The organism is Tateyamaria sp. LSS28 (assembly GCF_059611725.1).
In genome coordinates this window covers 258212-282647 of the sequence record NZ_JCAPFI010000005.1, presented here as the reverse complement: position 1 = coordinate 282647, position 24436 = coordinate 258212, and the positions used below count along the sequence as shown (strand labels likewise).

Here is a 24436-nt window from a genome sequence, read left to right as displayed (position 1 = left end):
GCGCCTCTTTCCAATTGGTTTGGGCATCTAACTAAGCCGGTGGGCACGCAGGGACAAGTCACCCCGGTTGACCCGAGGTGCATTTGCCGCGATGCAAGGGCCAACACAGAGGCAAAGGAGTGCGCAACATGGGCTGGAAATCGCTGGATGATATGGATCTGAACGGTAAGCGCGTGTTGACCCGCGTCGATATCAACGTGCCCATGGAGGATGGCCGGGTGACCGACGCCACCCGCATTGAGCGGATCGTGCCCACCATCAAGGACATCCGCGCAAAAGGCGGCAGCCCGGTGTTGCTGGCCCATTTCGGACGGCCCAAGGGCCAGCCCAACCCCGAGATGTCTTTGCAGCCTCTCGTGCCCGCGCTCGAACAGGCGTTCGGATGCGCGGTCATCTTTGTCGAACGTCCCAGCCGGGACTGGATCGACGCGCAACCTGCCGACGCTGTCATTCTTGTGGAGAACACCCGCTTTTCCCCAATGGAAGAAGCCAACGATCCGCAGATGGCACAATTCCTTGCCACGCTCGGCGACGTCTATTGCAACGACGCGTTTTCCGCGGCGCACCGGGCGCATGCCTCGACCACCGGAGTGGCCCACCTTCTGCCCAACTGCGCGGGTCGGTTGATGCAGGCGGAACTGGAAGCGCTAGAAGCGGCCTTGTCCAACCCGAAGCGTCCCGTCGGGGCTGTTGTGGGTGGAGCCAAAGTGTCGACCAAGCTGGACTTGCTGCAGAACCTCGTGAAGAAGATCGACGTGTTGATCATCGGCGGGGGCATGGCCAATACATTCATCGCGGCACAAGGCGCGGACCTTGGCGCATCGCTGCAAGAGGCGGACCTGCACAACTCCGCGCGGGACATCATGGCGGCAGCCAAGGACGCAGGCTGCACCGTGATCCTGCCGACAGACGGACGTGTCGCGCGCGAATTCAAAGCCGGTGCGGACCATGAGGTGATTGCCCTTGGGCAAGATACGAAACTGGCAGATGACCAGATGGTTCTGGATGCTGGCGATGATGCAGCCGACACCATCGCACGGGCGTTTAGCGATTTGGAAACGTTGATCTGGAACGGGCCACTCGGCGCATTCGAGATCACGCCATTCGATACGGCAACAGTGACCGCAGCCAAGGCCGCTGCAGCGCTGACCAAGGCAGGCAAGCTGGTCACCGTCGCAGGTGGCGGAGACACGGTGGCCGCGCTCAATCAGGCGGGTGTTGCAGATGACTTCACCTATATCTCGACCGCCGGGGGTGCATTCCTCGAATGGATGGAGGGCAAAGACCTGCCCGGGGTTGCCGCCCTCACCCAATAGTCAGCGCGTACCGGTTGGCGCAGACGCGCCTTAGCCCATATGATGCGCTATCGATCTGCATCAAATGGGGGACACGATATGGCCTGGACACTGATCACCGGCGCATCCGAAGGATTGGGCGTGGAGTTTGCGCGCATTGCGGCCAAGGAAGGCCGCAATGTGATCCTGGCCGCGCGGTCCAAGGACAAGCTGGACACGGTCGCCGACGAGGCTCGCAGCCACGGGGTTGAGGCGATGGTGATCCCTGCCGACCTGTCCGACATGGCAGAGGTCGACCGGTTGTGGTCCGAAGCGAGCAACGGACGCGAGATCGATGTCCTCGTGAACAATGCAGGCCTTGGCTATAACGGGCCGTTCGACGCCGGTCAGGGGTGGGAGCGCGAGATGGCCTCGATCAACGTGAACATGCTGGCGCTGACCCGGCTGATGAAGCTGGCGATCCCGCACATGCAGGGTTTGCCCAAGGGGCGTATCCTGAACGTCGCCTCTGTCGCTGGGTTCACCCCCGGTCCGCAGATGGCAGTGTATCACGCCACGAAAGCTTATGTTCTGTCCCTGTCCGAAGCAGTAGCCGAAGAATTGCGCGGATCATCCGTGACCGTGACGGCACTGTGCCCTGGTGCGACTGCCACCAATTTTTTCGATGACGCCGACATGCACGGCGTGCGCCTGCTCAAGATGTCGAAGCCCATGAACGCCAGGGACGTGGCCGAGGCCGGTTGGCTACACGCACGGGTCGGCAAGCGGATCGTCGTACCCGGTGCCATGAACAAGATGTTGGCTTTCCTGCCCCGGATATCGCCGCGAGCCCTGACAACGCGGATAGCCGCGCAAATGATGGGAAAACACTAAACCTTTTAAACAAAAGGGATTCACAGCGCGAATCACCTGTGGCATAGTGTTTGAAACCGCCCAAAGAGGTGGGATCAAAGGCAGTAGTTTCACATGACCCGTACAGCGCGCCCCGCCGTGGGCACATTTATCTTCTTCTCGATTACGTTCGCCTTGGCGATCTATTTCACCTTTGCCGCCGTGCAGGGTGATTTTGGTCTGTTCCGCCGCGCCGAGATTGAAGCGGAAGCGCGGGACCTGTCGCGCCAGCTTTCTGAGGTCCAAGTGCAGGTGGCACAGATGGAGAACCTGACCAAGCGTTTGTCGGATGATTACCTAGACCTTGACCTGCTAGACGAACAGGCCCGCAGCGTGCTCGGCATGTTGCGCAGTGACGAAATCGTCATACGTTGACCCCTGAAAAACAAGCATTATTGGTGCAAGTTGCCCTTGCGGCAGATTGGCACTCGCCTCGCGTGAACGAATCCTGTAGGGAATAGTTTAACGCTAAACTATTCCTTGTCAGGGAGGTCGCCGCCATGGCCGCGCGCAAAGCCCAAACGAAACCAAACGTGTCAGCGGAGGAGCTGCAGGGCTACTACCGCGACATGTTGCTGATCCGCCGGTTCGAGGAAAAAGCCGGGCAGTTGTACGGCATGGGCCTGATCGGTGGGTTTTGCCACCTTTATATCGGGCAGGAAGCCGTGGTTGTCGGTTTAGAGGCTGCGGCCGAGGAAGGCGACAAACGTATCACGTCCTACCGCGATCACGGCCACATGCTGGCCTGTGGCATGGATCCCAATGGCGTGATGGCCGAGCTGACGGGTCGCGAGGGCGGCTACTCCAAGGGCAAGGGTGGCTCCATGCACATGTTCTCGAAAGAGAAGCATTTCTATGGGGGCCATGGCATCGTTGCCGCGCAGGTGCCCCTTGGTGCGGGCCTCGCCTTTGCTGACAAGTATAAGGAAAACGGGCGCGTCACCTTTACCTATTTCGGTGATGGTGCGGCCAACCAGGGCCAAGTCTACGAGGCCTATAACATGGCCGAGCTGTGGGACCTGCCGGTCGTATTCGTCATAGAGAACAACCAGTACGCCATGGGCACCTCCACCAAGCGGTCAACGAAGTCGCCCAGCTATTGGGAACGTGGTGCGGCTTATGGCATCCCCGGCGAGGAAGTAGATGGCATGGATGTGTTGGCGGTGAAGGCCGCCGGTCAGAAGGCCGTTGCGCACTGCCGGGCTGGCAAGGGTCCGTATATCCTTGAGATCAAGACATATCGGTATCGCGGGCACTCGATGTCCGATCCGGCCAAGTATCGCACCCGCGAGGAAGTGCAGAAGATGCGCGATGAGCGTGATCCGATCGAGGCGGTGCGGTCCATGCTGCTGACCGGCAAGCACGCGACCGAGGATGACCTGAAGGCCATCGACAAGGAAATCAAGGAAATCGTGAACGCCTCGGCCGAGTTTGCGAAAGAAAGCCCCGAGCCCGCGCTCGACGAGCTTTGGACAGATATTTACGCCTGAGGGGAGACAGACTTATGGCAACCGAAATTCTCATGCCCGCCCTGTCCCCCACAATGGAGGAAGGCACGCTTGCAAAATGGCTGGTGAAAGAGGGCGATACGGTATCGTCCGGCGACATCATGGCCGAGATCGAGACCGACAAGGCGACGATGGAGTTCGAAGCTGTCGATGAAGGGATCGTCGGCAAGATCCTGATCGCGGAAGGCACCGAGGGTGTGAAGGTGAACACGCCCATCGCCATTCTGGTCGAGGAAGGTGAAGAGGTCGGCGACGTATCTGCCGCCCCTGCCCCGGCAGCCGAAGCCGCCCCTGCGGTTGAAGCATCTGCATCTGCCGCTGCGGCGGCGCCTGCCGCACCGCAGGTCGACCTGACGCCGGACTGGCCGGAAGGCACCGCGATGAAGGAGCAAACGGTCCGCGAAGCGTTGCGCGATGCCATGGCCGAAGAGATGCGGTCCGACGACACCGTGTTCCTGATGGGCGAGGAAGTGGCCGAGTACCAGGGTGCTTACAAGGTGTCTCAGGGTCTGCTGGACGAGTTCGGGGCAAAGCGTGTGATTGACACGCCCATCACGGAACACGGCTTTGCCGGGATCGGTGTCGGTGCTGCGTTCGGTGGCTTGCGCCCGATTGTCGAGTTCATGACCTTCAACTTCGCGATGCAGGCGATTGACCAGATCATCAACTCGGCAGCCAAGACGCTGTATATGTCCGGTGGTCAGATGGGTGCGCCCATGGTCTTCCGCGGCCCGAACGGTGCTGCCGCCCGCGTGGGTGCCCAGCACTCTCAGGACTACGCGGCGTGGTACATGCAGGTTCCGGGTTTGAAGGTGGTCATGCCCTATTCGGCCTCGGACGCCAAAGGTCTGATGAAAACGGCCATCCGCGACAACAACCCGGTGATCTTCCTGGAAAACGAGATTCTCTACGGCCGCACCTTCGATGTGCCGGACATGGACGATTTCACAGTTCCGTTCGGAAAGGCCCGGATCTGGCGTGAGGGTGAAGACGTAACCATCGTATCGTTCGGCATCGGGATGCAATACGCGCTAGAGGCTGCGGACAAGCTGGCCGCTGATGGCATCAATGCCGAGGTTATCGACCTGCGTACCCTGCGCCCGATGGATACGGGCACGATCATCAATTCGGTAATGAAAACAAATCGCTGTGTGACAGTTGAAGAGGGTTGGCCGCAAGGGTCTGTAGGCAACTACATCAGCTCGGTCATCATGCAGCAGGCCTTCGACTACCTCGATGCACCGGTCATCAACTGCACAGGCAAGGATGTTCCAATGCCGTATGCCGCGAACCTCGAAAAGCACGCGCTGATCACCACGGACGAGGTGATCGAAGCCGTCAAGCAAGTCACCTACCGCTAAGGAGCCGCAGACATGCCGACAGAAATTCTCATGCCCGCACTGTCTCCGACCATGGAGGAAGGTACACTTGCGAAATGGCTGGTGAAAGAAGGGGATACCGTATCGTCTGGTGATCTACTGGCCGAGATCGAGACCGACAAGGCAACCATGGAATTCGAAGCGGTCGATGAAGGGATCGTCGGCAAGATCCTGATCGCGGAAGGTTCGGAAGGAGTGAAAGTCAACACCCCCATCGCCGTGTTGTTGGAAGACGGCGAAAGCGCCGATGATATTGGCGATGTTGGCGCATCGACGGCGGTACCTGAAGCAGCATCCGTGGAAGCTCCAGCCAGCGAACCGACAGCCGCCGCAGCGGCAACTTCTGCTCCATCTGCGCCGAAGAGCAGCGATGGAACACGCATTTTTGCATCCCCTCTCGCCCGCCGGATTGCCGCGCAGAAGGGGCTAGACCTCGGTGTGATCAAAGGGTCAGGGCCGCATGGCAGGATTGTGAAAGCAGATGTTGAAAAGGCAGAGGCCGCTCCTGCGCAGGCAACCGCTGCGATGGCAACAGCCGCTCCTGCGGCGGCCCCTACCGGTCCGAGCAGCGACACTATTGCGAAGATGTACGAGGGTCGCGAATACGAAGAGGTCAAACTCGACGGAATGCGGAAAACCATTGCTGCGCGGCTCACCGAAGCTAAGCAGACGGTCCCACACTTCTACCTCCGGCGCGATATCAAGCTGGATGCATTGCTCGAATTCCGCAGCACCCTGAATGGACAACTGTCCGAGCGCGGGGTGAAACTGTCCGTGAACGACTTTATCATCAAAGCCTGCGCGCTGGCGCTGCAACAAGTGCCTGACGCGAACGCGGTTTGGGCAGGTGACAAAGTGCTCAAGCTCACGCCTTCCGATGTTGCCGTCGCAGTAGCAATTGAAGGCGGCCTTTTCACACCCGTGTTGCAAGACGCACATCAGAAATCGCTGTCCGCACTTTCCGCGGAGATGAAGGATTTGGCCGGTCGCGCCCGTGATCGTAAACTCGCCCCGCATGAGTATCAGGGTGGTAGTTTCGCCATCTCGAACTTGGGTATGTTTGGGATCGACAACTTCGACGCGGTTATCAATCCCCCACACGGCGCAATTCTCGCCGTTGGTGCCGGTGTCAAAAAACCAGTGGTAGGCGCGGATGGAGAATTGGAAGTCGCGACCGTGATGTCCGTCACCCTATCCGTGGATCACCGTGTGATTGACGGAGCTCTTGGTGCGAACCTTTTGAAAGCAATTGTGGACAATCTGGAAAATCCATTGGCAATGCTTGCTTGATACAGAAAAAACCCCTGGCGAACGCCAGGGGCTCTACTCGCTATTCGGCTGCACCTGATTTGCCAAGACTAAAAAATCAGCATCAACAACAATGACTTTCAGCTAGTTTTCACAATCGCAAGATAGATCGCTTACTGATCCTTACCCAGCATGTGGTTCATGGATACCGAGGGTTGATCACAGCCAGCCTCGCCTACAATCCGCGCCGGAATTCCAGCAACTGTTTTGCACGGCGGGACCTCTTCCAAAACAACAGAACCCGCTGCAATACGGCTGCAGTTACCCACCCGAATGTTTCCAAGCACTTTGGCACCAGCACCAATAAGAACACCATCACCGATCTTGGGGTGCCGATCTTCTTCCTCTTTGCCGGTCCCGCCCAGGGTGACGGAATGCAACATGGATACGTTGTCGCCCACAACAGCGGTTTCACCGATAACGATGGAATGTGCGTGATCGATCATGATGCCCTTGCCAATGTGCGCGGCTGGGTGAATGTCTACACCAAATATCTCGGACACGCGCATCTGGAAGAAATAGGCAAGGTCGGTATGGCCTTCCTGCCAGAGAAAGTGCCCCACACGGTACGCCTGCATCGCCTGATACCCCTTGAAGTACAAGATGGGCTGCAGCAACCGATGGCAAGCTGGGTCACGTTCATAAACAGCAACAAGGTCTGCGCGAGCGGCCTCTACCAGCGCTGGTGACTTCTGGTAGGCTTCTTCGACGATCTCCCGCACGACAACCATGGACATCTCGTTCGAAGCCAGCTTGGCCGCGATCCGATAAGACAGCGCTTTTTCCACAGATTTGTGATGTAGAATGCATGCGTGTACGAACCCACCGATCAACGGTTCGTCTGAAACAGCTCGGCGCGCCTCTTCCGTAATCTGGTCCCAGACCGGATCAATCGAAGCGATGTTTGTGCGTAGGTCAGCCATAGAGTGTCCTTTCGGATTCTTCCTACCCTATTTAAGACTTTTTCTCCAAACGCAAACCCGTGATGTGTCCCATCTCGAAATTGGATCATTTGACCAAGCCTGCGCAGGCTTGGTCGACGGCAAAGCTCCCAACACAGTTAATGCCGCGCAAGTGCTACAGGCTGCATAGCCCCTGTTCGAATGGCCATGTCATTCAGACCAGATCGCTGTTTTGAACGGCCCTGGCCCAAATCGGGCAGAGTTCTGGGCCACCGAGACCTCAAAATCTCCAGTAAGTCCATCAGCTTGCTGCATAGCGCTTGTGTATGTCCAAGACGGCTCTGATACGACAACTTCACGAACAACTTGTCCAAGCGTCCCTACCCGAACTGTATAGCTCTCTGTCTCTTCAGCCAGCGGTACCTCAGGCAAGTCCCAACCGTCACCATCCAATCTCGTGCGACGAACCCACTCGACATCAACACCGGTACCGCTGCTGGCAAGCTTAAGATGAACCGGTGCATAGGGCCTCAATCCATTCCCATTAAAGGCATGAATGGCCTCCGTATAAGATGGGTCGTCATAGCTGCGCTTGGACGGCCCAATTCGGAAAGTTTGCGAGATCCGACGCAAAGAGCGAAGCAGATTGATCTGAGACGGAACACCGTTCATGTGCACGAACCAAGAACCAACTGGCCATTCAATAGGAATATAGGCATCCGTTCCAGCTTGTCCGCGCAACCTGTTGGACAGCAAATACTGGTTCGGCCCAATCAACTCGGCGTCCTTGAACTGGATCAGCTCCCAGTTGTCAGGCGAACCATCTCCGACAGCAACAAGATTTCCACCGCTCAGAAACGCGGACTCTGGGATTGACTGCAGAGTCCCATGGATCATTTTAACATCAAGTGGAGCACCTCGATCTACCAGCCCGGGCACGGCACGCGGCAAGGGCGAATTCAGAAAGCCGATATTCGCCCGGGCGGCAATCACTGTGTTGAGCACAAAGTCAGAGTCAGTTGGCGACTGATACACCGCCACGCCACCCGGCCAAGGTGAGCCTGTCACGGCCAGATGTGGTGCGTGCTCCACCTCATCCCCAGTGAGCAATGGCAAGTCCATGAATACTGATGTCAATGGAACCGGTGGAACAAACTCACGGACACCTGCCAACTCGTCGGCAAGATCCGAAGGCGTATATACTTCAGGTTCAATCCGCACAGCTTCCAACAACTGCATCTGGCCTTGTTCCACCCGGTCCACGCGGTAAAGCCCAGCACCTTCAGATTGATCGGCCGTCACCTCGATAACGTCACCAGCACCTACACCAATTTGTGACGGCGGCAGCGCAAGCTTGATTGCTTCGCGGGCAACCCTCGCCTCGGTCAACCAACGCTCTGCCACTTGCCGACCCTCGGGACGGGTCAAAGCCATCGCAATCTCACTCGTGGATACGGCATGCGTGGTATCGTCCGCCAGAATGGCTTCCTCCGACAGCACGTCGAAGTTCCCGTCAGTCTGTACAAAGCGAACACGTACACGTCCCGCCAACTCTGCCTCGGATTCGCGCGACTGCTCCAAGCGGCCATTGAGGTCAGAGTGGATTGCAAGTGTTTCCGGCGGCAGTTCAACCGCCCCTGTTCCCGAGCGCGAGACAAACTTCAGAACACCATCACGCTCAATTGCATCAAAAGCAAATCGCAGCATCAGCGGCTGCAACGCCCCCCGCGCATCTGTGACATCATCAACAACAAACCCACGCACATATCCAAACAGCTCAGATGTGTCGTAGTGTTGTAGCCCGGACCGCTCGCAGATTTCACCAACAACCGACGCAAGCGACCGGCCCGACGTGCGCCCGTTGATCCAGTGACCACGCGGGTAGTTCTCTCCATCGGACCAAATGCGCAGCGAATTTGGAAAGAATGGATACGGCCTTGCATCCCAAGCCCAGACAAAGGCTCGAGACATGTCCACCATCGGAGCCTCATACTCAACCGATACTGGATTGTTCTCGGTAGCCCGCCAATACGAATGCATCGCCCTGAGGTATTGCTTCTGGATCAGGTCGTCACGCGCACCATTCGAATACTTCGGCAGGCTGCTTTCTGATGATTTCTGGTCCAAAAACTTGTTTGGCTGATTTGTGCCCTTGTCGATGGCAGCGCACCCAAGCTCTGTGAACCAGATTGGCTTGGACTCCGGGAGCCAAGACGTAGGCAGGACTGACCGCACACCTCCGATGCGTTCGTGATGCGCATTGCCCCACCAATTTCGGATGTCCTTGTACCGATAAACCCAAGGCTCGTCATGCGCGCCATCTGTGATTGGCGTTCTTATCTGCGCAGTATCGGCTTCCTGTGACCGATAATACCAATCGTAGCCCTCGCCACCCTCAATGTTGGAGCGCAGGTAGTCGATGTTGTATACGCTCTGCCACTCTGCGTCCGCATGATCTTCGCCATCGCGCCAATCCGAAATCGGCATGTAGTTGTCGATCCCGATGAAGTCGATGTTCTCATCTGCCCACAGAGGATCCAGGTGAAAATAGCGATCGCCACTCCCGTCTTGCGGCTGATACCCAAAGTACTCCGTCCAATCGGCGGCGTAGCTGATCTTGGTGTCTGGGCCCAGAATAATGCGCACCTGAGCCGCCAACTCTCGCATTTTCTGGACGGCATAGAATTGGTTTCCTGTACCGCGAATTTGCGTCAAACCACGCATCTCCGACCCAATGCAGAATGCGTCTACCCCTCCAGCCTGACGGCAAAGTGCAGCGTAATGCAAAATGAACCGCGACAACGTCCATTCTTGCGGGCCCGTATACTGATAGCTTCCGTGAGTATTGAAGTGCGACGCATTTACATTGCCAAAGAATGCATCGACCTCTGCCTCTGCGGCAGCGGTCCCATCCGGTGATCCGTCAATACCCGGTACCCGCGATAAGGTGATCCTGCCGCGCCACGGAAGGTGAGGCTGCGTGTCATCCGGAGCATAAGGGTTGGGAAGCTCGTTGCCATCCAGCTGATCCATCAGAATGAACGGATAGAACATGACTTTTCTTTCAGACGCGTTCATGGCTTGAATCGCTTGGATGACCGACCCATCCGCTGGTGTGCCGCCATAGATCGGACGATCATCGACACGAGCGATCTCCGCCACCCCATGGCGTGACACTCCAGCGACGCGCCAGGGCATGTTCTCACCCTCAATGTCGCGGCGCTCTACCTTCGGCTGCACCTGGCAAGACCCGCAGCGCAAGTCATTCCCAAACCACGACACAATCAACGAAGCGGCCTCACAATTCGGCAGCTCATCACTCAGCGCATCAAGAGACATGTTAAAGTCGGGCTGGCCTGCCGGCGTGTTAATGTTGGCACTCCAGCGACCGCGATTTTGGTCAACATAGTTCACCGGCGTCGTTGCCAGCGCATATTCTCCGGTTCCCGGCATCAGCGCGACGGCTTTGACAGCGCGGGTAATCTCTTCCTCGGCCCCGGCTTCTTCTGGCTGCTCCGGGCGTATAACCTCGAACGAAAACTGCGGGACCCGATTGCCAAAAGGGCCCAAGGCCAGGTTTTCAATCACGACATAGGCGGTTCCACGATACGCCGGCACCAACCCCTGCCCTTCAATGGCTTCCATCAGCGGGTCCGGCAATTGATCCTGCGTTCCCTTATAAACGCGCATGTTCAGATCATTGATCGCAACTTCTTCGCCATCGGCCCAGACGCGGCCGATACGGGCGATTTCTCCTTCGCAGACAGCAAGTGCCATGCTCAGCGAATAGCTGTATTCACGAACCTCGGGCTGTGGTGACGGTGCCGGGCCACCCTTGCCGCCTCCTCCTCCGCCGCCTGTTACGGTAACAGTCTCCAGAAAGTCCGAGGACCAGATCACCTGCCCACCCAAGCGCATACGCCCATAAAGCTGGGAAATCGGTGCGCCTTCACCCGAATTCGACAAGCGAAACCGGTCCACCTTACCATGCTCAACGACCTCAGACCCCTGACCCATAACACGCTGATCAATCACCTTGCCCAAGGTCGCACCAATGGCACGCCCGATGGCAACGGATGACAACCCAAGCGCAGAGCCACCAATCGAGCCGCCAATAGCCGCCCCAGCGGCAGAAAGTACTACGGTCGCCATCAGTCGGCCTCCACATCAGGGAATTGAAAACGGGCCACGATCCGTCGAGCCCACGGTGCACTCAGCGGGCTCTCGACAACGCCGTGACCGCTATAGGCGTGAATAAACTTAGGCGCAGTGCCCACGTCTGACTGAATACCAAGGTGTTTGGCCACCCCGCCCTCGCGCATACGAAACAGGATCACATCTCCACACGCCGCCAATGACACTGTCTTTGGTGACAGATGGCGCAGCGCCGCTGCCCAGAGTTGTTCTTGTCCCTGCGGCTCAGACCAATCCATGCTGTATGCAGGCGGCCGCTCCGGTTCGCTGCCGACCACGGCACGCCAAACCCCACGGATAAGCCCAAGACAATCAGTGCCTGCCCCACGCGCGGCCATCTGGTGAATGTACGGCGTGCCGATCCAGGCGCGCGCTTCATCCACAATAAAGGAATGCGCCAGTGTCATCGCAGGCTGCCTCCGCTGTTTGAGCCACCGGTTGTCGGATATGCCATCATCCAGTCGTCACTGGGCAAGTCCGGGAAACCTTGGAAGTTCAAAAGGTTGGCAAACTTCAGGCGACAGGTTTCGAACCGCTTGTCACAACCTGCCGTCAAACGCACTTGGTCCTGCGCACTGACCTGGCCGCGCACCGCTTCCCAAAGCTCGATCCGGCGCACACCATCTTCGACGACATCGCGCTTGATCATGCCCCACAGACCACTGGCAGGTCCGGACGTGACATCAAGCCGCCCTCGCATGAACCACTGCGGCTCAAAGCCGCTCAGATCGTCCCACTCAAAGATCCGACCATCGATCACGCGATCTGGCTGCCCTTCGAACCGATACCCCGGCTGCTCCAGATTGAAACGGCATGCACGGTCACCCAGAACAGCGGTACATGGCTTTTGATAGATGCGGCCCAACGGCCGGTTCAATGCCTCAGTCAAGCCGCGCAGTTCAGCATGAAAAGCTCCACCAGAACGCCGCAGCTCACCGATGGAGCCTCGAAACTGCAACCAGCGAACATCAGGATCAGCCCAGTTCACCAACCACGCGCGGACCTCCGCATTGTCAAAGCGCCCTGCTTCGATCTCGTCTTCGCGCACCGACGCATCAGTCAGCGCGCCCAGCGCTTCTGTATTGTCAACGCTCAGGCCAGTGCTCTGCGCCAACGCCGCAGCAGACAAGCCGGTGTCAGCACGAAACTCAAGCCCGTCAAAGGTCAGCGGCGTGTCATGGTCGGTAAACCCGAAAGTCTTGCCATCCGTCCGTAGAATGGCCCAAGCCCGACACAGGGTCGTAACGCCCTTTGCCGTGTGCGCAAGAAACTCTTCGCTCTGCCCGCTCATCACACACGCACCTCGACAATGGGCACATTCGGAACGGTACCCGCCTGAAAACTGGCTACGGATGTCTGAATTTGGTCCGTATCAAAGCGCACAGGCACATCGAATTCAAAGCCGGCGGTGATCTCTTCATCCTGCTCCGGCGGATGCTGAAAGGTGACAAGCCCGGTGTTCAATTCGACTTCGTAGTCGACCCCTTCTTGCATCTCATCACGCCCAAGACCCACGCGCACTGTTCCGGAAACGGGCTTCGAGATCGGTCGTGAATAGGCAAACTCTCCTGATCGATACGTCTTGAGCAGCGGAAACGTAGCTTGCACCCCATCGCCGGTGGCAATCGTCTGATCCAGAAAGGTTGGATCAGCACTCGCCGCACCCGACTTGAAGTCCGCCCAATCCTTCCAACGGAACCCGTACATCTGCCCCATGCGTGCTTCAAAGAAAGCAATTAGGGTTTCCACGTCATCCAGTGACCGCATCCCCAGTCCCGCGTCATAGCGGCGACGCGAGTGTGCCCAGGGCGTGTTCCGTTCCTCGAACCCGTTGGCGAGTGTTACAACCTCTGTCCGGCGCTCCGGTCCCCCGACCGAGCCAAAGCTCAAGGACGCGGGAAATCGAACCTCGTGAAAATTCATGGCCTTGGCTCCCCTTCAATTTGTTATCTGTTGCGGTTCGCGCGGCTCAGTGCGCGGTTCATCTGTGCAGCGATCTGGTTTTGCGACCGGGCAAAGCCCTGCACGTCCGGTGTGGTGATGTTCATCACGACAGTCGGACCACCCTGCCCGCCACCGCCACGCACACCCAGCTTGCCATCAGGACCACGGGCAAGCGGCATGATGGCCTCTGGCCCCGCCTCACCCATCACGCCCATTCCACCGCGCATGCCAAACGGCGTGGCAGAACTGACGACACCGCCTGACGCAAACGGCATCACGCGCCCCTGACTGAACGGAGCGCCATCGGCAAAGGGCAGGATCTTCTCGAACAAGCCGCCAGCACCAGAGGCCAGCAATCCACCAACATGATCTGTCACAGGCTTGATCGCCGCATTGTAAGTCGCGTTGATCATCGAGTTGGCCAGCCCATCCAGGGCATCCGACAGGCTCGCCCCATCAAAAACCAAACCATCAAAGGCCTTGCGCAATCCACGCGACAGCCCTTTCTCAAGCGTCGCCACGTCCTTGTTGGTCGCCGCCAGACTCTCGCGCATGCGGCGCAATTCGCTGTCGAAACCGGTGACCATGTCCGAGGTTGCACTCAGCGTGAAGCGCAAATCTTCGGCGTTCTCGTCAAGGTTCTCGATCTCATCTCGGTAATCAGTCATTCCGGATCCCCTTCCGACCGTTCATCCGGCCAGGCCGCCATCAACGCGTCCAGACCGTCGCTCAACAGCGGTGCGGCCTGGCCCGGTGTGCCCAGCATCATCTGCAATTCGGCAGGGGTCAGCGCCCAGAACGCCTCTGGCGTCAGGCGCAGCCCCTGCATCCCGGCCCGCATCAGCGCGGGCCAGTCCAATGTCTTTGTCATGCCTCAGGCACCACGAAGGCCCGCGCGATCAACTCGGCCGCAGCACGAGCCGCCCCCATGGGTCCGCCCGCAATGTCAGCGTGATCCAAGTGGTCGGCATCAAAGGCGCAGCCGCCACCAGCCAAACCAGCCTTCAGCACAGCCAGCACGTCGGCACTGGAAAAGCGGCCCTGCTCGAACCGCTCCACCAAGGCAACCAATGATGGCTCCGCCAAAGCCGTCTCAAGCCCCGCCAAAGCACCAAGGGTCAGCCGCATCACCTGAGGCTGACCGTCGATCACCAGCGTGACCTCTCCCCTCCACGGATTGGTCATCAGGCTACAAGTGCCGTAAAGGTCAATGCACCGGCCGAGGCCAACGACATCTCGTAAGTCGCCTCGCCATTGTGGCTGCCGCTGTACTCAAGCGACGTCACCTGAAACGGCCCTTCGACAACGCCGAAATCAGGAATGATCACCTGAAAATCCGGCGTCTCGCCGTCAAAGAAGATCTGGCGCGCACGCTCATCCGTGCCTTCGTCCTTGAACACACCGGCGCCCGTGATGTTGGCGGACCGCACACCGGCCCCCGCCAGCAGCTCACGCCACCCGCCCTGGCTCTCCAGGCTGGTGACATCCACGCTCTCGGCGTTGAAACTGACGCGCGTGGCCCGCAGACCCGCAATGGTTTCGAACTGCCCGTCCGAGGTCATGTCGACCTTCAGAAGCAGGTCCTTTCCGTTCTGAGCACCCATGGGTTTTCTCCGTTAGATATTGGTTGATTGGTTGTCTTCCGTCCGCGCGCGGAACGTCAGGTCGATGCGGCGGCCCGTGCCCTTGTCGATCTTTACGGCACGCGCGCGCTCAAATCGCAGGGACACCAGCCGCCCACGATCAAGCGTCAGAGCGGCATCATGCAGAACATCGCAAACAGCGCCCGCCGCTTCCTTGGCGGCAAAGAACCCCGGCACCTCGGTCACGACCGACACGACAAAACTGTGGACGGCGCCGCTGCCTGTCTTGTCATCCGCAACACGCACGGTTTCCGGGCCAAGGTTGATGTACATGTTCGGCAACGCACCACTGGGCACCGCGTCATAGACAGCGTCGCCAACTGCATCACCAACCGCGATGTCTGACGCAATTGCTGTAAACACGGCACTTTGAAGGGCTGCAGAAACGGCATAGCTCATATCGCGACCTCCTCATCGGTCATGCAGACCAGGTAACGGCCTTCAGCATCACGCTCCGCAACACTGCGGATGTGAAACACGCGATTGCCATCACGGAACCGCTGATCGGCAATAGGACGCTCCGGGTGCCCCACCGGGGCACCACGAACGACAACCGAATACGGAACGGCGGACACCGCCGCGCCAGTGGCGATCGTCTCTCGGCCTGTCCGTGCAGTCAGCTCGGCCCACAGGACACCCAAGGGCATCCAGCGTTCCGAGAAACCACCGGCGCCATCAGACACACGCGATGGGCTCTCCAGGGTCAGGCGCCGGTTCAGGCGCGGCAGTTTCATCTTGCGCCTCCGCCCAAACGTATGGGCCTGTAACGCTCGATCAGGCTGGTCACGCCAAAGGGCATGCACCCTTCGCTCAATGCCGTCTCGTTGCGGAACTCGTAGTAGTGAGCCGCCAAAAGCATCACGGCCTGCGCCAGATCCGCCGGAACGTCGGACCAAGCCGCACCAAACCCGGCACCAAACGCAACCTGCATGTTGCCAGCTGCGGGAATCGTCGGCAGGGAATGCCCAACCGAACGCAGTCGCGGCCGATGCGCGTCCCGCTCCAGCCAGTATGCATCGCCGTACACATCCGTCACGGCACCTGCACGATCCACCAGCGTCACACCGCTCACGGTGTTCACCGGAGCAATTGGAAATCCAACTGCATCCGAGGCAGGCAGCGACGTCACAGACAGTGTAAAATCGCGTTCAATCAGGATCTTACCCGTACGCGCCTCAACCGCCGCAATCGCAGCACGCAGGAAACTGACAAGCACCGCGTCCTGCACGGTATCATTGCCGAACCCGCTGCCCAGGCGCAGATGCGCCTTGAATTCTTCGACCGGCAGCGCGGCGTCGGGCACCGTGGTCTCTTCGTTCAACATCATGGAACATCTCCAGGAAAATTCTGCCCCTCGGCTCCAAAGGCCCGGGCGCGCGCCAGTCCGCGTTGCTCGGACGGAGGGGAGCAGCTAGACAACACGGCGCACTTCCAGCGCGCACCCGGAACCGGGGGCAGTTGCCCACCCCCGGCCATCCGCATCAGCCGTTCAGGCCGTTGCGAATTTCAGCAGCTTGATCGCCGCAAAGTCGCTCACGTCGCCGCCCACGCGCTTGGTGGCATAGAACAGAACGTGAGGTTTCGCGCTGAAGGGGTCACGCAGCACACGCAGGTCGGGGCGCTCGGCCACGGTGTAACCTGCGTTGAAGTCACCAAAGGCGATGGCGTCGGCACCCGTTCCGGCGTCAGGCATGTCCTCGGCGATCAGAACCGGGTAGCCCATCAGGGTCGCGGGCTGACCGGCAGCCAGACCATCGGACCACAGGAAGCGGCCGTCATTGTCCTTGAGCTTGCGCACGATGCCAGCCGTCTTGGAGTTCATGACAAAGGTCGCGTTGGCGCGGTACTCGGCACCCAGTGCGTACACCACATCAATGATCGCCTCGGCAGTCACGTCACCGTCGATACCAGAAGGCACGTAGCCAAGGTTGCCCCAGGCCCAGACATCATTGTCGACCGATGTGTGGGTCAGGAAACCACGGGGTTTGTCGATGCCGTCACCGTTGACGAATGCCGCAGCCTCGGCGCGGGCAAACTTGTCGGCAATGCGACCTGCCAGCCACGCTTCGATGTCGAACGCGCTGTCATCCAGCAAACGCTGCGATGCTTTCGGCAGGGCCGACAGCTCGTGCAGCGGGATGGTGATGCGGTCGATGGTGGGGGTGTCGGTCTCGGCCTGTGTGGCGGTTTCGGTCGCCCAGCCTGCACCTACATCGGTGTGATCGACCAGCACGTCAAAGGATGTCGCCTCGACATTCACCACGGACGCGATGGAACGGATCGACGCGGTGGCATTCAGAACCGATTTCACGGTCTCCGACGTCTGCGGGTCAACGAGGTAACCACCGTCCGAGTTCACGGCAGTGGACAGCGATTTGCCCTCCAGCTCCAGGCCGCGCAGGCCATCATCCTCACCCGAACGCAGATAGGCGTTGAACGCCTTCTGATGGGGGGCACCCGTTTCGACGGCACCTGCCAGAGGGGTGCGCGCCGCAGTCATGTTTTTCCGATCCAGCATGGTCAGTCGCTCTTCCGTTTGTTGAAGTTTGGTTTGAAAGTCGGCTTGGAAGCCTTTGAATTCGGTCACGAAACCCGTTACGGCCTCTGCAACCTCCTGAGCCGGGGACAAACCTTCCCCGGCCCGAGCCTTGATCTCGGTCTTGCTCATCAGCATGTCCTTGATGGTTGGTGTGAAACGGCCCCGCGCTTTAGCGCTGCGCCAACTCCGCGCGCGCAGCCCGCAGGGCCGCCGCCATGTCGCGCAAATGGTCGTCCTGATCCGAAGGCATCTCTTCGGATTTGGCCGCCACCCGCGCACTGGGCAGCATCGGGAAGGTCACAAGCGACACCTCCCAAAGCTCCAGTTCGGTCAAGAGCCGCTGGCCCTTGTCATTCTTCGTGGCCTTCACGGTGCGGTAGCCGATGGACAGACCATCAATGGCCCCCGCCCCGATCAACTCCGCCGCCTCACGGCCCTTGGCGATCGAGGGCAACAATCGCCCCTTCACCCACAGCCCCTTGGCATCCTCCCGCACCTCGTCCCACACGCCGATGGGAAAGGCGGGGTCATGCTGCCACAGCATCTTCACGTTGCGCCCTTCGGCAGCGATGGCCTTGAGGGACGCTGCATAAGCGCCCTTGCCCACCACATCGCCCCCCTGGTCACAGGCACCGAACAGGCTCGCATAGCCCTCTACACCCAGGCCATCCTTCACCTCGACACCTTCGCCAAAGCGCGCAAATTTCGTTTCCAGACCGGTCTCTGCCTGCATCTGCTCTCTCCTCTTCGATGCGGATCCCTAGTGAGGAATGGCCGCCATAATCGATTGAAATCCGGTCGCCAGCACAACCGCCACGACACCGTAAACGGTCAGCCACAACCGCTTCTCCAACCGCTCCATCAACTTTTCCAACCGCTCCAAACGGTCGGAAATATTGGCAAAATGGACTTCGGTCAGACGCTCATGGGCTTCCAGCTTCAGGCCCGGGCCACAGGCAAACCGTTCCCAAAGCTTGGCGTCATCCATCCGCACCGTCCTCGGCCACAGCTGGCAGCCCCAAAAGGCGGCGCTTCTCAGCCACGCTCAGGAAATCCGCTTTGGCCACCCGCGCCCACTGCGCATCCCGCTCGCTCGACAAGGCAGGCACCTGATCCAGATCGGGGGCCAGCACCACATCCTCACCGGTATGCGCGCCCAACCATTCGGCCAAGGCGGCGGCCACACGGGTCGCCAGCGGCAATACGGTCAGACGATAGAAAGCCCGGTTGGCCTCTTGATAGTTGGCATATGTCGCATCACCCTGAATGCCCAACAGCATCGGTGGCACCCCAAAGGCCAACGCGATCTCCCGCGCCGCCGCCTCCTTGGTCTTCTGGAACTCCATGTCCGATGGCGAAAAGCCCATCGGCTTCCAATCCAAACCACCTTCCAGCAACATCGGACGCCCCGCATTGCGCGCACCCGAATGATTGGTCTCAATCTCACTCACCAAACGATCATACTGATCGCCCGACAATTGCGACTGGCCATCCGAGCCGCGATAGACAATGGCCCCAGAAGGCCGCGCGGCGTTATCAAGCAAAGACTTCGACCAGCGCGACGCCGCCGTATGGACATCCAACGCCATCGCCGCCGCCTGCATGGGCGAGAAACCGTAGTGATCGTCCTGCGGATGAAAGCTCTTGATATGACAGATCGGGCTCACCGGCCCCGTGGCATCAAACCGATGCTTGGCCCCACCCACCGCATACTCATACGCCACCGGCCAGCCATCGGCTCCCGGCACCACTGACATCCGATCCGACCGCAAGACGTGCAACTCCAGCGGCGCACCGCTCTCGCCCGCCACCGCCTCGACATAAGCGTTCCCAGACAACAGCAGCTGCGCATAAAGCGCTTCCAACAGCTCAGCTCGCCCCTGCCCCGGATTGGGCCGCTTGATCAGCGACAGGATCGGATGCGTCTCAAACCGCTGCTCCACATCCTGCAACACCAAGGGCAAAGCCGCTGCGGCCTCAGCAATCAGCTTGACCGACCGAAACCCGACCGGGTTCCCGGAAAAGCCCGCTCGGGTCAGCGACACGGCATCGCGCGGTGACCAGGCCACACGGCCCCCCGTCTGCCAGGCCACAACCTTCCCCGTCGCACTTGCCTTCTGCTCTGGTACATCCGCCACAGCCCGGTTCCGAAAGAAATCAAACACGAAGGGTCTCCTTTTGATCCCAAAGGGCCGCCCGGCCCGTCGCTCAAAGAAAAAGGCGGCCCGAATGGAACCGCCTCACCGCAAGGGGCATCCCCTGCTTCATCTTGCCAAATAAACTCGCCCCGCAGGGCCGCTCACAACCCGCGCACACCGGGCCGTTGATACTGACCAGCCGGCTCAATCATCAGCTCGTGCAAGGCCCAAACCAACGCATCCACGCGGTCCGGCGATCCCTGCCCTTCATACCCAACACGGGTCATACGGGTCATCTGATCCTCCAGAGAACCCAAATCCAACCCGTGCGTCACCCGGTTCTGCTCGTACAATGCGGCCACAGGCTCTGCCCGCGCTACCTTGCCACGGGATGCATGCACGGTCTTCAAAGACACCAGCGGATCGACCTGTCGGATCACCTCGCTGACCAACTGACCACCCTGATTGACCTCGGCCACCAAGCGGTCCGCCTGGTACTTTTTCATTGCATCAATGGCCGCCTTTGCCCAACCGGCAGGGCCCAATCCCTGCACGGTGCAATCGGCAATGACATGGGCGCGCCAATCCTGCGGCGGCCCCTCCATGGACACCCCCGCCACGATGATGCCGCACTCATCCGACGCATTGCCCGACGACACAGCGGGGTCCAGCCCCACCACAACGCGGTCCAGCTTCGGTTTTCGCTTCCGCCGCACGGCATCCAGCATCGCCGTGGTCCACAACGCCCCCTCGGCATCGCTCAGCAATATCCCTTCCAACTCCTGCCGCCCCAACCGGGTCCCGGCATAGCGGCGCTTTACCTCAGCCAGAAACGAGGACGCCAGGTTGGCCGAATTGGCCTCGGTCGGCGCATGGGTGACAACAGTCGACGACTGCTCCAACAAATCCTTCAAAACTTCAACGTTGCGGGGCGTCGTCGTCACGCACACGCGTGGATCATCGCCCAACCGCAACGCGAATTGCAGCATGTCCCAGGTCTCCTGCCCGCGCTTCCACTTCGCCAATTCATCCACCCAGGCACAATCAAACTGTGGCCCCCGCAACCCCTCCGGGTCATGGGCCGTGTGAATGGTGGCGATGGCCCCGTTGGGCCATTCCAGCATCTTTCGGGTCGCATGAAACTTCGGACGGCGATCCGCGGGTGAGCACACAAGCAACCCACTCTCACCAAAAATCATCACTTCGCGGACCTGCTCGATGGTTTCGCCCACCAATGCGACCCGCTTGGCCTTGCCCTTGTCCAAGGGCATCGGCCCCTCGACCATGGATCGGACCCACTCGGCCCCGGCGCGCGTCTTGCCAGCGCCGCGCCCGCCCATGATCACCCAGGACCGCCAGTCGCCTTCGGGCGGCAACTGGTGCTCCATCGCCCAGAATTCGAACAGAAAAGGGAGGGCGCCCAAGGCGCCCTCTCCCAACTCACTCAGAAACTGCTCCTGCACTTCCGCAGGCGCGGAGGCGACCAAGCGCGCACCGTACCTCAGCTCGGGCAAGATCAAGGTCGAAGGCATATCCGTTCTGGGCGATGCCGGTTCGGGCTTGTCGAAATTCGTCAAGCTTCTTCTCCATACCTTCCAGGTTCACGATCAGCTTGTTCAACGTGACAAGCTGGCTGTTCACCTCAGTTTCCTTCACATCCTCCCCGGCTTCTGCCTTTCTTGTGAAGGCTTTGAAGTGCTTTCGCATTGTCGTCAGGGTGTCCTGCATCGACGAGACAAGCTCCTCGCTGCGGTCGCCCTCCGCCTCCGGGGTAATCAATGCCATGTGATATGACCTCTCATGCGTTGGGATAGCTCCGCACGAGAGAAATAGAAAAGCGACCTCCGGGTCACCCCGGGGCCGCTTGCCCACTTCTTCTAGCTTGTCACAAGTTATACGTGTGACCGTTCGCAAAGTCAAGCGAATTCGACTTGAGGAAAACCCTCTAACCGTACGGTATGATTAACAAAATCTTACTTCAGTGGTTAACATGTGGTTAACGCAAGGCGTAAGTCTTTGATCCCCCACAACAACACTTGTTTGTCCCCGCGGGGACAAACGGGCGGAGGACACCTCCGCCTTACGATTGAACCCTTGCGCCCCGTAAGGCGGACGTGTCGTCCGCCCTACCCATCATCCGACCGGTTCGCGCGCTCCGCCTCAATCTCACGCCAACGGGCCACGTTGCGGTTATGCTCATCCAGCGTCTCGGCAAAGGCGTGCCCGCCGGTCCCGTCAGCCACAAAGAACACGAAGTTCGTGGCATCCGGCTGCGCCGCAGCCATCAGGCTTTCCCGCCCCGGATTGGCAATCGGAGTCGGCGGCAGACCCTGAATGACATAGGTATTCCAAGGCGTCGCGGCGCGCAGCTCCGACCGGCGCAACCCACGGCCCAAAACGCCCTGCCCCTTGGTGATGCCATAGATCACCGTCGGGTCCGTCTGCAGGCGCATGCCACGGTTCAACCGGTTCACAAACACCGACGCCACTTGGCGCCGCTCCTCAGCCACACCCGTCTCCTTCTCGATGATCGAGGCAAGGGTCAGCAGCTCCTCCGGGCTCTCCAGCGGCAGGGCATCATCGCGAGACTCCCAGGCCGCGGACACCCACAACTCCTGCTGTTCGGCCATCTGTGTCAGGATGTCTGCGCGATTGTCGCCGCTGCGCACTTCATAGCTGTCGGGGGCCAATGCGCCCTCCGGTGGGATTTCAGCGACCTCCCCATCCAGCACATCCATGTTGCGCAACGCGTCCACGACCTGCCAGCTCGTCACACCCTCGGCCAGCGCCACACGATATCGCGTGTCCTGTGCCGCACGCACTTCGGTATAAATCTCAGGCACTTCTTCCTCACCCGGCTGGAACTCGGCGCGCTCCACGAAACGGTTTGTTGCAGGGTCCAATTCACGCACCTGCGCACTCAGACGGTTCACCCCGATACGATAGACCACTTCTGTCCCACAGGTGCTGGCACCACCGCGGGTCACAACATCCACGATCTCTTCCATGGACGCACCGGGTTCGACCAGAAAACTCCCGGCCTTCAACGCGCTTGTCTTGCCCGCGTACTCAGCCCCGGTGCGGAAAATCCAGCCATGGTTGACGGCCCCCTGTTCCTCAAGGTCCGCACTCACACGGCGAAAGTTCGATCCCCGATCCACCTGAACACAGATCGCCTCAGTCAGCGGACCCGCACCCTCATATTGACCGCGTCCCCACAGGATCAGACCGCCCACCACGAACAGGGCCACGATCAGGAATGTCAGTGCGTTCGAGGCGATGGATCGCCACATCAGCTGACCTTTCCAAAGATCACGCTGGCATTTGTACCGCCAAAGCCAAAGCTGTTAGACAGGGCCACGTCGACCTTGCGTTCGCGTTTGGCATTGGGTGCCAGATCAACCGGCGTCGCAACGGCAGGGTTGTCCAGATTGATGGTCGGTGGGCAGACCTGATCACGGATCGCAAGGATCGAGAAGATGGCCTCGATCGCACCCGCAGCACCCAGCAAGTGGCCGGTCGCCGACTTCGTCGAAGACATGGTCACGTTGGCCGCATGATTGCCCAGCAAACGCTCGACCGCGCCCAGCTCAATGGTGTCCGCCATGGTCGAGGTGCCGTGCGCGTTAATGTAGTCGATATCCGACGGCTCCAGCCCCGCATTGCGCAGCGCTGCTTTCATTGAACGCTCACCACCTTCGCCATCCTCGGACGGCGCGGTGATGTGGTAGGCGTCGCCGGACAGGCCATAGCCCCGGACTTCGGCGTAAATCTTGGCACCACGGGCCACGGCGTGCTCATATTCCTCAAGCACAACAATACCCGCACCCTCACCCATGACAAACCCATCGCGGTCCTCGTCATAGGGACGGCTTGCCGATTGCGGATCGTCGGCACGTTTGGTCGACAGCGCCTTGCAGGCGTTGAAGCCCGCGATGCCGATCTTGCAGATGGCGGCCTCGGCCCCACCCGCAATCATCACGTCCGCATCACCATGCTGGATCAGGCGGCTCGCATCACCAATGGCGTGGGCACCTGTCGAACAGGCAGTCACAACAGAATGGTTCGGCCCCTTGAACCCGTACTTGATGCTCACCTGACCCGAGATCAGGTTGATCAGCGCACCCGGCACAAAGAAGGGAGACACGCGGCGCGGCCCCTTCTCTTCCATCATCACGGCAGTGTTCGCGATGGAGTTCAGGCCACCGATGCCGGAGCCGATCAGAACGCCGGTGCGCTCCAGGCTCTCGGTGTCCTCGGGCATCCAACCGGCATCTTCAACGGCCTGCTGTGCCGCGGCCAAACCGAACATGATAAAGGTATCGACCTTGCGCTGTTCTTTTGGCGCCATGTAGGCATCGCCATTGAACGTGCCATCTGTGCCGTCCCCGCGGGGCACTTCGCACGCGTATGTTGTGGTCAGCCCCTCGGGATCGAACTGCGTGATCGGACCCGCGCCCGATTGCCCGTCCAGAATACGGCTCCAGCTTGCCTCGACCCCGTCCGCCAATGGCGTCACCAGTCCAAGACCTGTCACGACAACTCTGCGCATCTGCTCATGCCCCTCTCGTTTCTGGCTCGCCTCTTACCGCGCCCGCATACCCCTGTTCAAGTCCCGACGGGGTACGGCTCGTTCGCCTCGGCAAGCCAGAAGCGGTATATAAACAATGTCGTGCGCCGCAGGCGCGCCTTTGG

26 protein-coding genes are annotated in these 24436 nt (G+C 59.7%); 6 read left to right on the top strand and 20 right to left on the bottom strand.

Going from position 1 to position 24436, the window contains the following annotated elements:
• The first annotated feature begins 128 nt into the window (after positions 1 to 128).
• From AC53L6_RS17055 to AC53L6_RS17030, 6 genes are all read left to right on the top strand, one after another.
• Positions 129 to 1316 (top strand): phosphoglycerate kinase, encoded by a 1188-nt coding sequence (locus AC53L6_RS17055; RefSeq protein ID WP_496908716.1) that lies wholly within the window; start codon positions 129 to 131, stop codon positions 1314 to 1316.
• 78 nt (positions 1317 to 1394) lie between these two features.
• A complete protein-coding gene (locus tag AC53L6_RS17050; RefSeq protein WP_496908715.1) occupies positions 1395 to 2168 on the top strand; it encodes an SDR family NAD(P)-dependent oxidoreductase in 774 nt (257 codons plus the stop codon).
• Positions 2169 to 2261: 93 nt separating this feature from the next.
• The gene (locus tag AC53L6_RS17045) at positions 2262 to 2561 is read left to right on the top strand and encodes an FtsB family cell division protein (protein WP_299603088.1); all 300 of its coding nucleotides are present in this window, start codon (positions 2262 to 2264) and stop codon (positions 2559 to 2561) included.
• A 125-nt stretch (positions 2562 to 2686) separates the two neighbouring features.
• A complete protein-coding gene (gene pdhA / locus AC53L6_RS17040) occupies positions 2687 to 3676 on the top strand; it encodes a pyruvate dehydrogenase (acetyl-transferring) E1 component subunit alpha (protein WP_299206593.1) in 990 nt (329 codons plus the stop codon).
• Between the two features lie 14 nt (positions 3677 to 3690).
• Positions 3691 to 5055 carry a pyruvate dehydrogenase complex E1 component subunit beta gene (locus tag AC53L6_RS17035; RefSeq protein WP_496908714.1) on the top strand — a complete coding sequence of 455 codons (1365 nt, stop codon included), beginning with the start codon at positions 3691 to 3693 and terminating at the stop codon, positions 5053 to 5055.
• Between the two features lie 12 nt (positions 5056 to 5067).
• Complete coding sequence (locus AC53L6_RS17030) at positions 5068 to 6363, top strand: pyruvate dehydrogenase complex dihydrolipoamide acetyltransferase (protein WP_496908713.1); 1296 nt, start codon at positions 5068 to 5070, stop codon at positions 6361 to 6363.
• 131 nt (positions 6364 to 6494) lie between these two features.
• Here the strand turns inward: AC53L6_RS17030 and cysE are convergent, their stop codons facing one another.
• The 20 genes from cysE to fabF form a co-directional block, all read right to left on the bottom strand.
• Positions 6495 to 7304, bottom strand: coding sequence for a serine O-acetyltransferase (gene cysE, locus AC53L6_RS17025; protein ID WP_299206599.1), 810 nt, complete (start codon positions 7302 to 7304; stop codon positions 6495 to 6497).
• Between the two features lie 189 nt (positions 7305 to 7493).
• A complete protein-coding gene (locus AC53L6_RS17020) occupies positions 7494 to 11435 on the bottom strand; it encodes a baseplate multidomain protein megatron (protein WP_496908712.1) in 3942 nt (1313 codons plus the stop codon).
• Complete coding sequence (locus tag AC53L6_RS17015; protein ID WP_299603109.1) at positions 11435 to 11884, bottom strand: NlpC/P60 family protein; 450 nt, start codon at positions 11882 to 11884, stop codon at positions 11435 to 11437. The genes AC53L6_RS17020 and AC53L6_RS17015 overlap by 1 nt, the downstream gene beginning before the upstream one ends.
• A complete protein-coding gene (locus AC53L6_RS17010) occupies positions 11881 to 12768 on the bottom strand; it encodes a phage/gene transfer agent baseplate hub protein (RefSeq protein WP_299206605.1) in 888 nt (295 codons plus the stop codon). Before AC53L6_RS17010 ends, AC53L6_RS17015 begins: the two co-directional genes overlap by 4 nt.
• Entirely contained in the window at positions 12768 to 13400 is a 633-nt protein-coding gene (locus tag AC53L6_RS17005) for a DUF2460 domain-containing protein (protein ID WP_299772318.1), read from the bottom strand. The genes AC53L6_RS17010 and AC53L6_RS17005 overlap by 1 nt, the downstream gene beginning before the upstream one ends.
• Before the next feature lie 23 nt (positions 13401 to 13423).
• Entirely contained in the window at positions 13424 to 14089 is a 666-nt protein-coding gene (locus AC53L6_RS17000) for an RcGTA-type gene transfer agent tail tape measure protein (protein ID WP_496908711.1), read from the bottom strand.
• Positions 14086 to 14292 carry a rcc01693 family protein gene (locus AC53L6_RS16995; protein WP_299206611.1) on the bottom strand — a complete coding sequence of 69 codons (207 nt, stop codon included), beginning with the start codon at positions 14290 to 14292 and terminating at the stop codon, positions 14086 to 14088. The genes AC53L6_RS17000 and AC53L6_RS16995 overlap by 4 nt, the downstream gene beginning before the upstream one ends.
• Positions 14289 to 14606, bottom strand: a complete 318-nt coding sequence (locus AC53L6_RS16990; protein ID WP_472727699.1) for a gene transfer agent family protein — start codon at positions 14604 to 14606, stop codon at positions 14289 to 14291. The genes AC53L6_RS16995 and AC53L6_RS16990 overlap by 4 nt, the downstream gene beginning before the upstream one ends.
• On the bottom strand, positions 14606 to 15025 hold the full coding sequence (locus AC53L6_RS16985; protein WP_299603121.1) for a phage major tail protein, TP901-1 family: 420 nt from the start codon (positions 15023 to 15025) through the stop codon (positions 14606 to 14608). The genes AC53L6_RS16990 and AC53L6_RS16985 overlap by 1 nt, the downstream gene beginning before the upstream one ends.
• A gap of 12 nt (positions 15026 to 15037) precedes the next feature.
• The gene (locus AC53L6_RS16980; RefSeq protein WP_299703079.1) at positions 15038 to 15463 is read right to left on the bottom strand and encodes a DUF3168 domain-containing protein; all 426 of its coding nucleotides are present in this window, start codon (positions 15461 to 15463) and stop codon (positions 15038 to 15040) included.
• Complete coding sequence (locus AC53L6_RS16975; RefSeq protein ID WP_496908710.1) at positions 15460 to 15798, bottom strand: phage head closure protein; 339 nt, start codon at positions 15796 to 15798, stop codon at positions 15460 to 15462. The genes AC53L6_RS16980 and AC53L6_RS16975 overlap by 4 nt, the downstream gene beginning before the upstream one ends.
• The gene (locus tag AC53L6_RS16970) at positions 15795 to 16391 is read right to left on the bottom strand and encodes a head-tail connector protein (RefSeq protein ID WP_496908709.1); all 597 of its coding nucleotides are present in this window, start codon (positions 16389 to 16391) and stop codon (positions 15795 to 15797) included. Before AC53L6_RS16970 ends, AC53L6_RS16975 begins: the two co-directional genes overlap by 4 nt.
• A 162-nt stretch (positions 16392 to 16553) precedes the next feature.
• Positions 16554 to 17732, bottom strand: a complete 1179-nt coding sequence (locus AC53L6_RS16965; RefSeq protein ID WP_299206624.1) for a phage major capsid protein — start codon at positions 17730 to 17732, stop codon at positions 16554 to 16556.
• Positions 17733 to 17772: 40 nt separating this feature from the next.
• Positions 17773 to 18336: an HK97 family phage prohead protease gene (locus AC53L6_RS16960; RefSeq protein WP_299603130.1), complete on the bottom strand. Its 564-nt coding sequence runs from the start codon at positions 18334 to 18336 to the stop codon at positions 17773 to 17775.
• Between the two features lie 27 nt (positions 18337 to 18363).
• On the bottom strand, positions 18364 to 18591 hold the full coding sequence (locus tag AC53L6_RS16955) for a GTA head formation protein, RCAP_rcc01685 family (protein ID WP_299206628.1): 228 nt from the start codon (positions 18589 to 18591) through the stop codon (positions 18364 to 18366).
• Positions 18584 to 19768 carry a phage portal protein gene (locus AC53L6_RS16950; protein ID WP_496908708.1) on the bottom strand — a complete coding sequence of 395 codons (1185 nt, stop codon included), beginning with the start codon at positions 19766 to 19768 and terminating at the stop codon, positions 18584 to 18586. Before AC53L6_RS16950 ends, AC53L6_RS16955 begins: the two co-directional genes overlap by 8 nt.
• 134 nt (positions 19769 to 19902) lie before the next feature.
• Positions 19903 to 21273, bottom strand: coding sequence for a DNA-packaging protein (locus tag AC53L6_RS16945; protein WP_496908707.1), 1371 nt, complete (start codon positions 21271 to 21273; stop codon positions 19903 to 19905).
• Positions 21182 to 21526, bottom strand: a complete 345-nt coding sequence (locus AC53L6_RS16940; RefSeq protein ID WP_299206632.1) for a hypothetical protein — start codon at positions 21524 to 21526, stop codon at positions 21182 to 21184. Before AC53L6_RS16940 ends, AC53L6_RS16945 begins: the two co-directional genes overlap by 92 nt.
• A 341-nt stretch (positions 21527 to 21867) precedes the next feature.
• Complete coding sequence (mltG, locus tag AC53L6_RS16935; protein WP_496908706.1) at positions 21868 to 23034, bottom strand: endolytic transglycosylase MltG; 1167 nt, start codon at positions 23032 to 23034, stop codon at positions 21868 to 21870.
• On the bottom strand, positions 23034 to 24293 hold the full coding sequence (gene fabF, locus AC53L6_RS16930) for a beta-ketoacyl-ACP synthase II (protein WP_299206636.1): 1260 nt from the start codon (positions 24291 to 24293) through the stop codon (positions 23034 to 23036). Before fabF ends, mltG begins: the two co-directional genes overlap by 1 nt.
• Between the last annotated feature and the right edge of the window lie 143 nt (positions 24294 to 24436).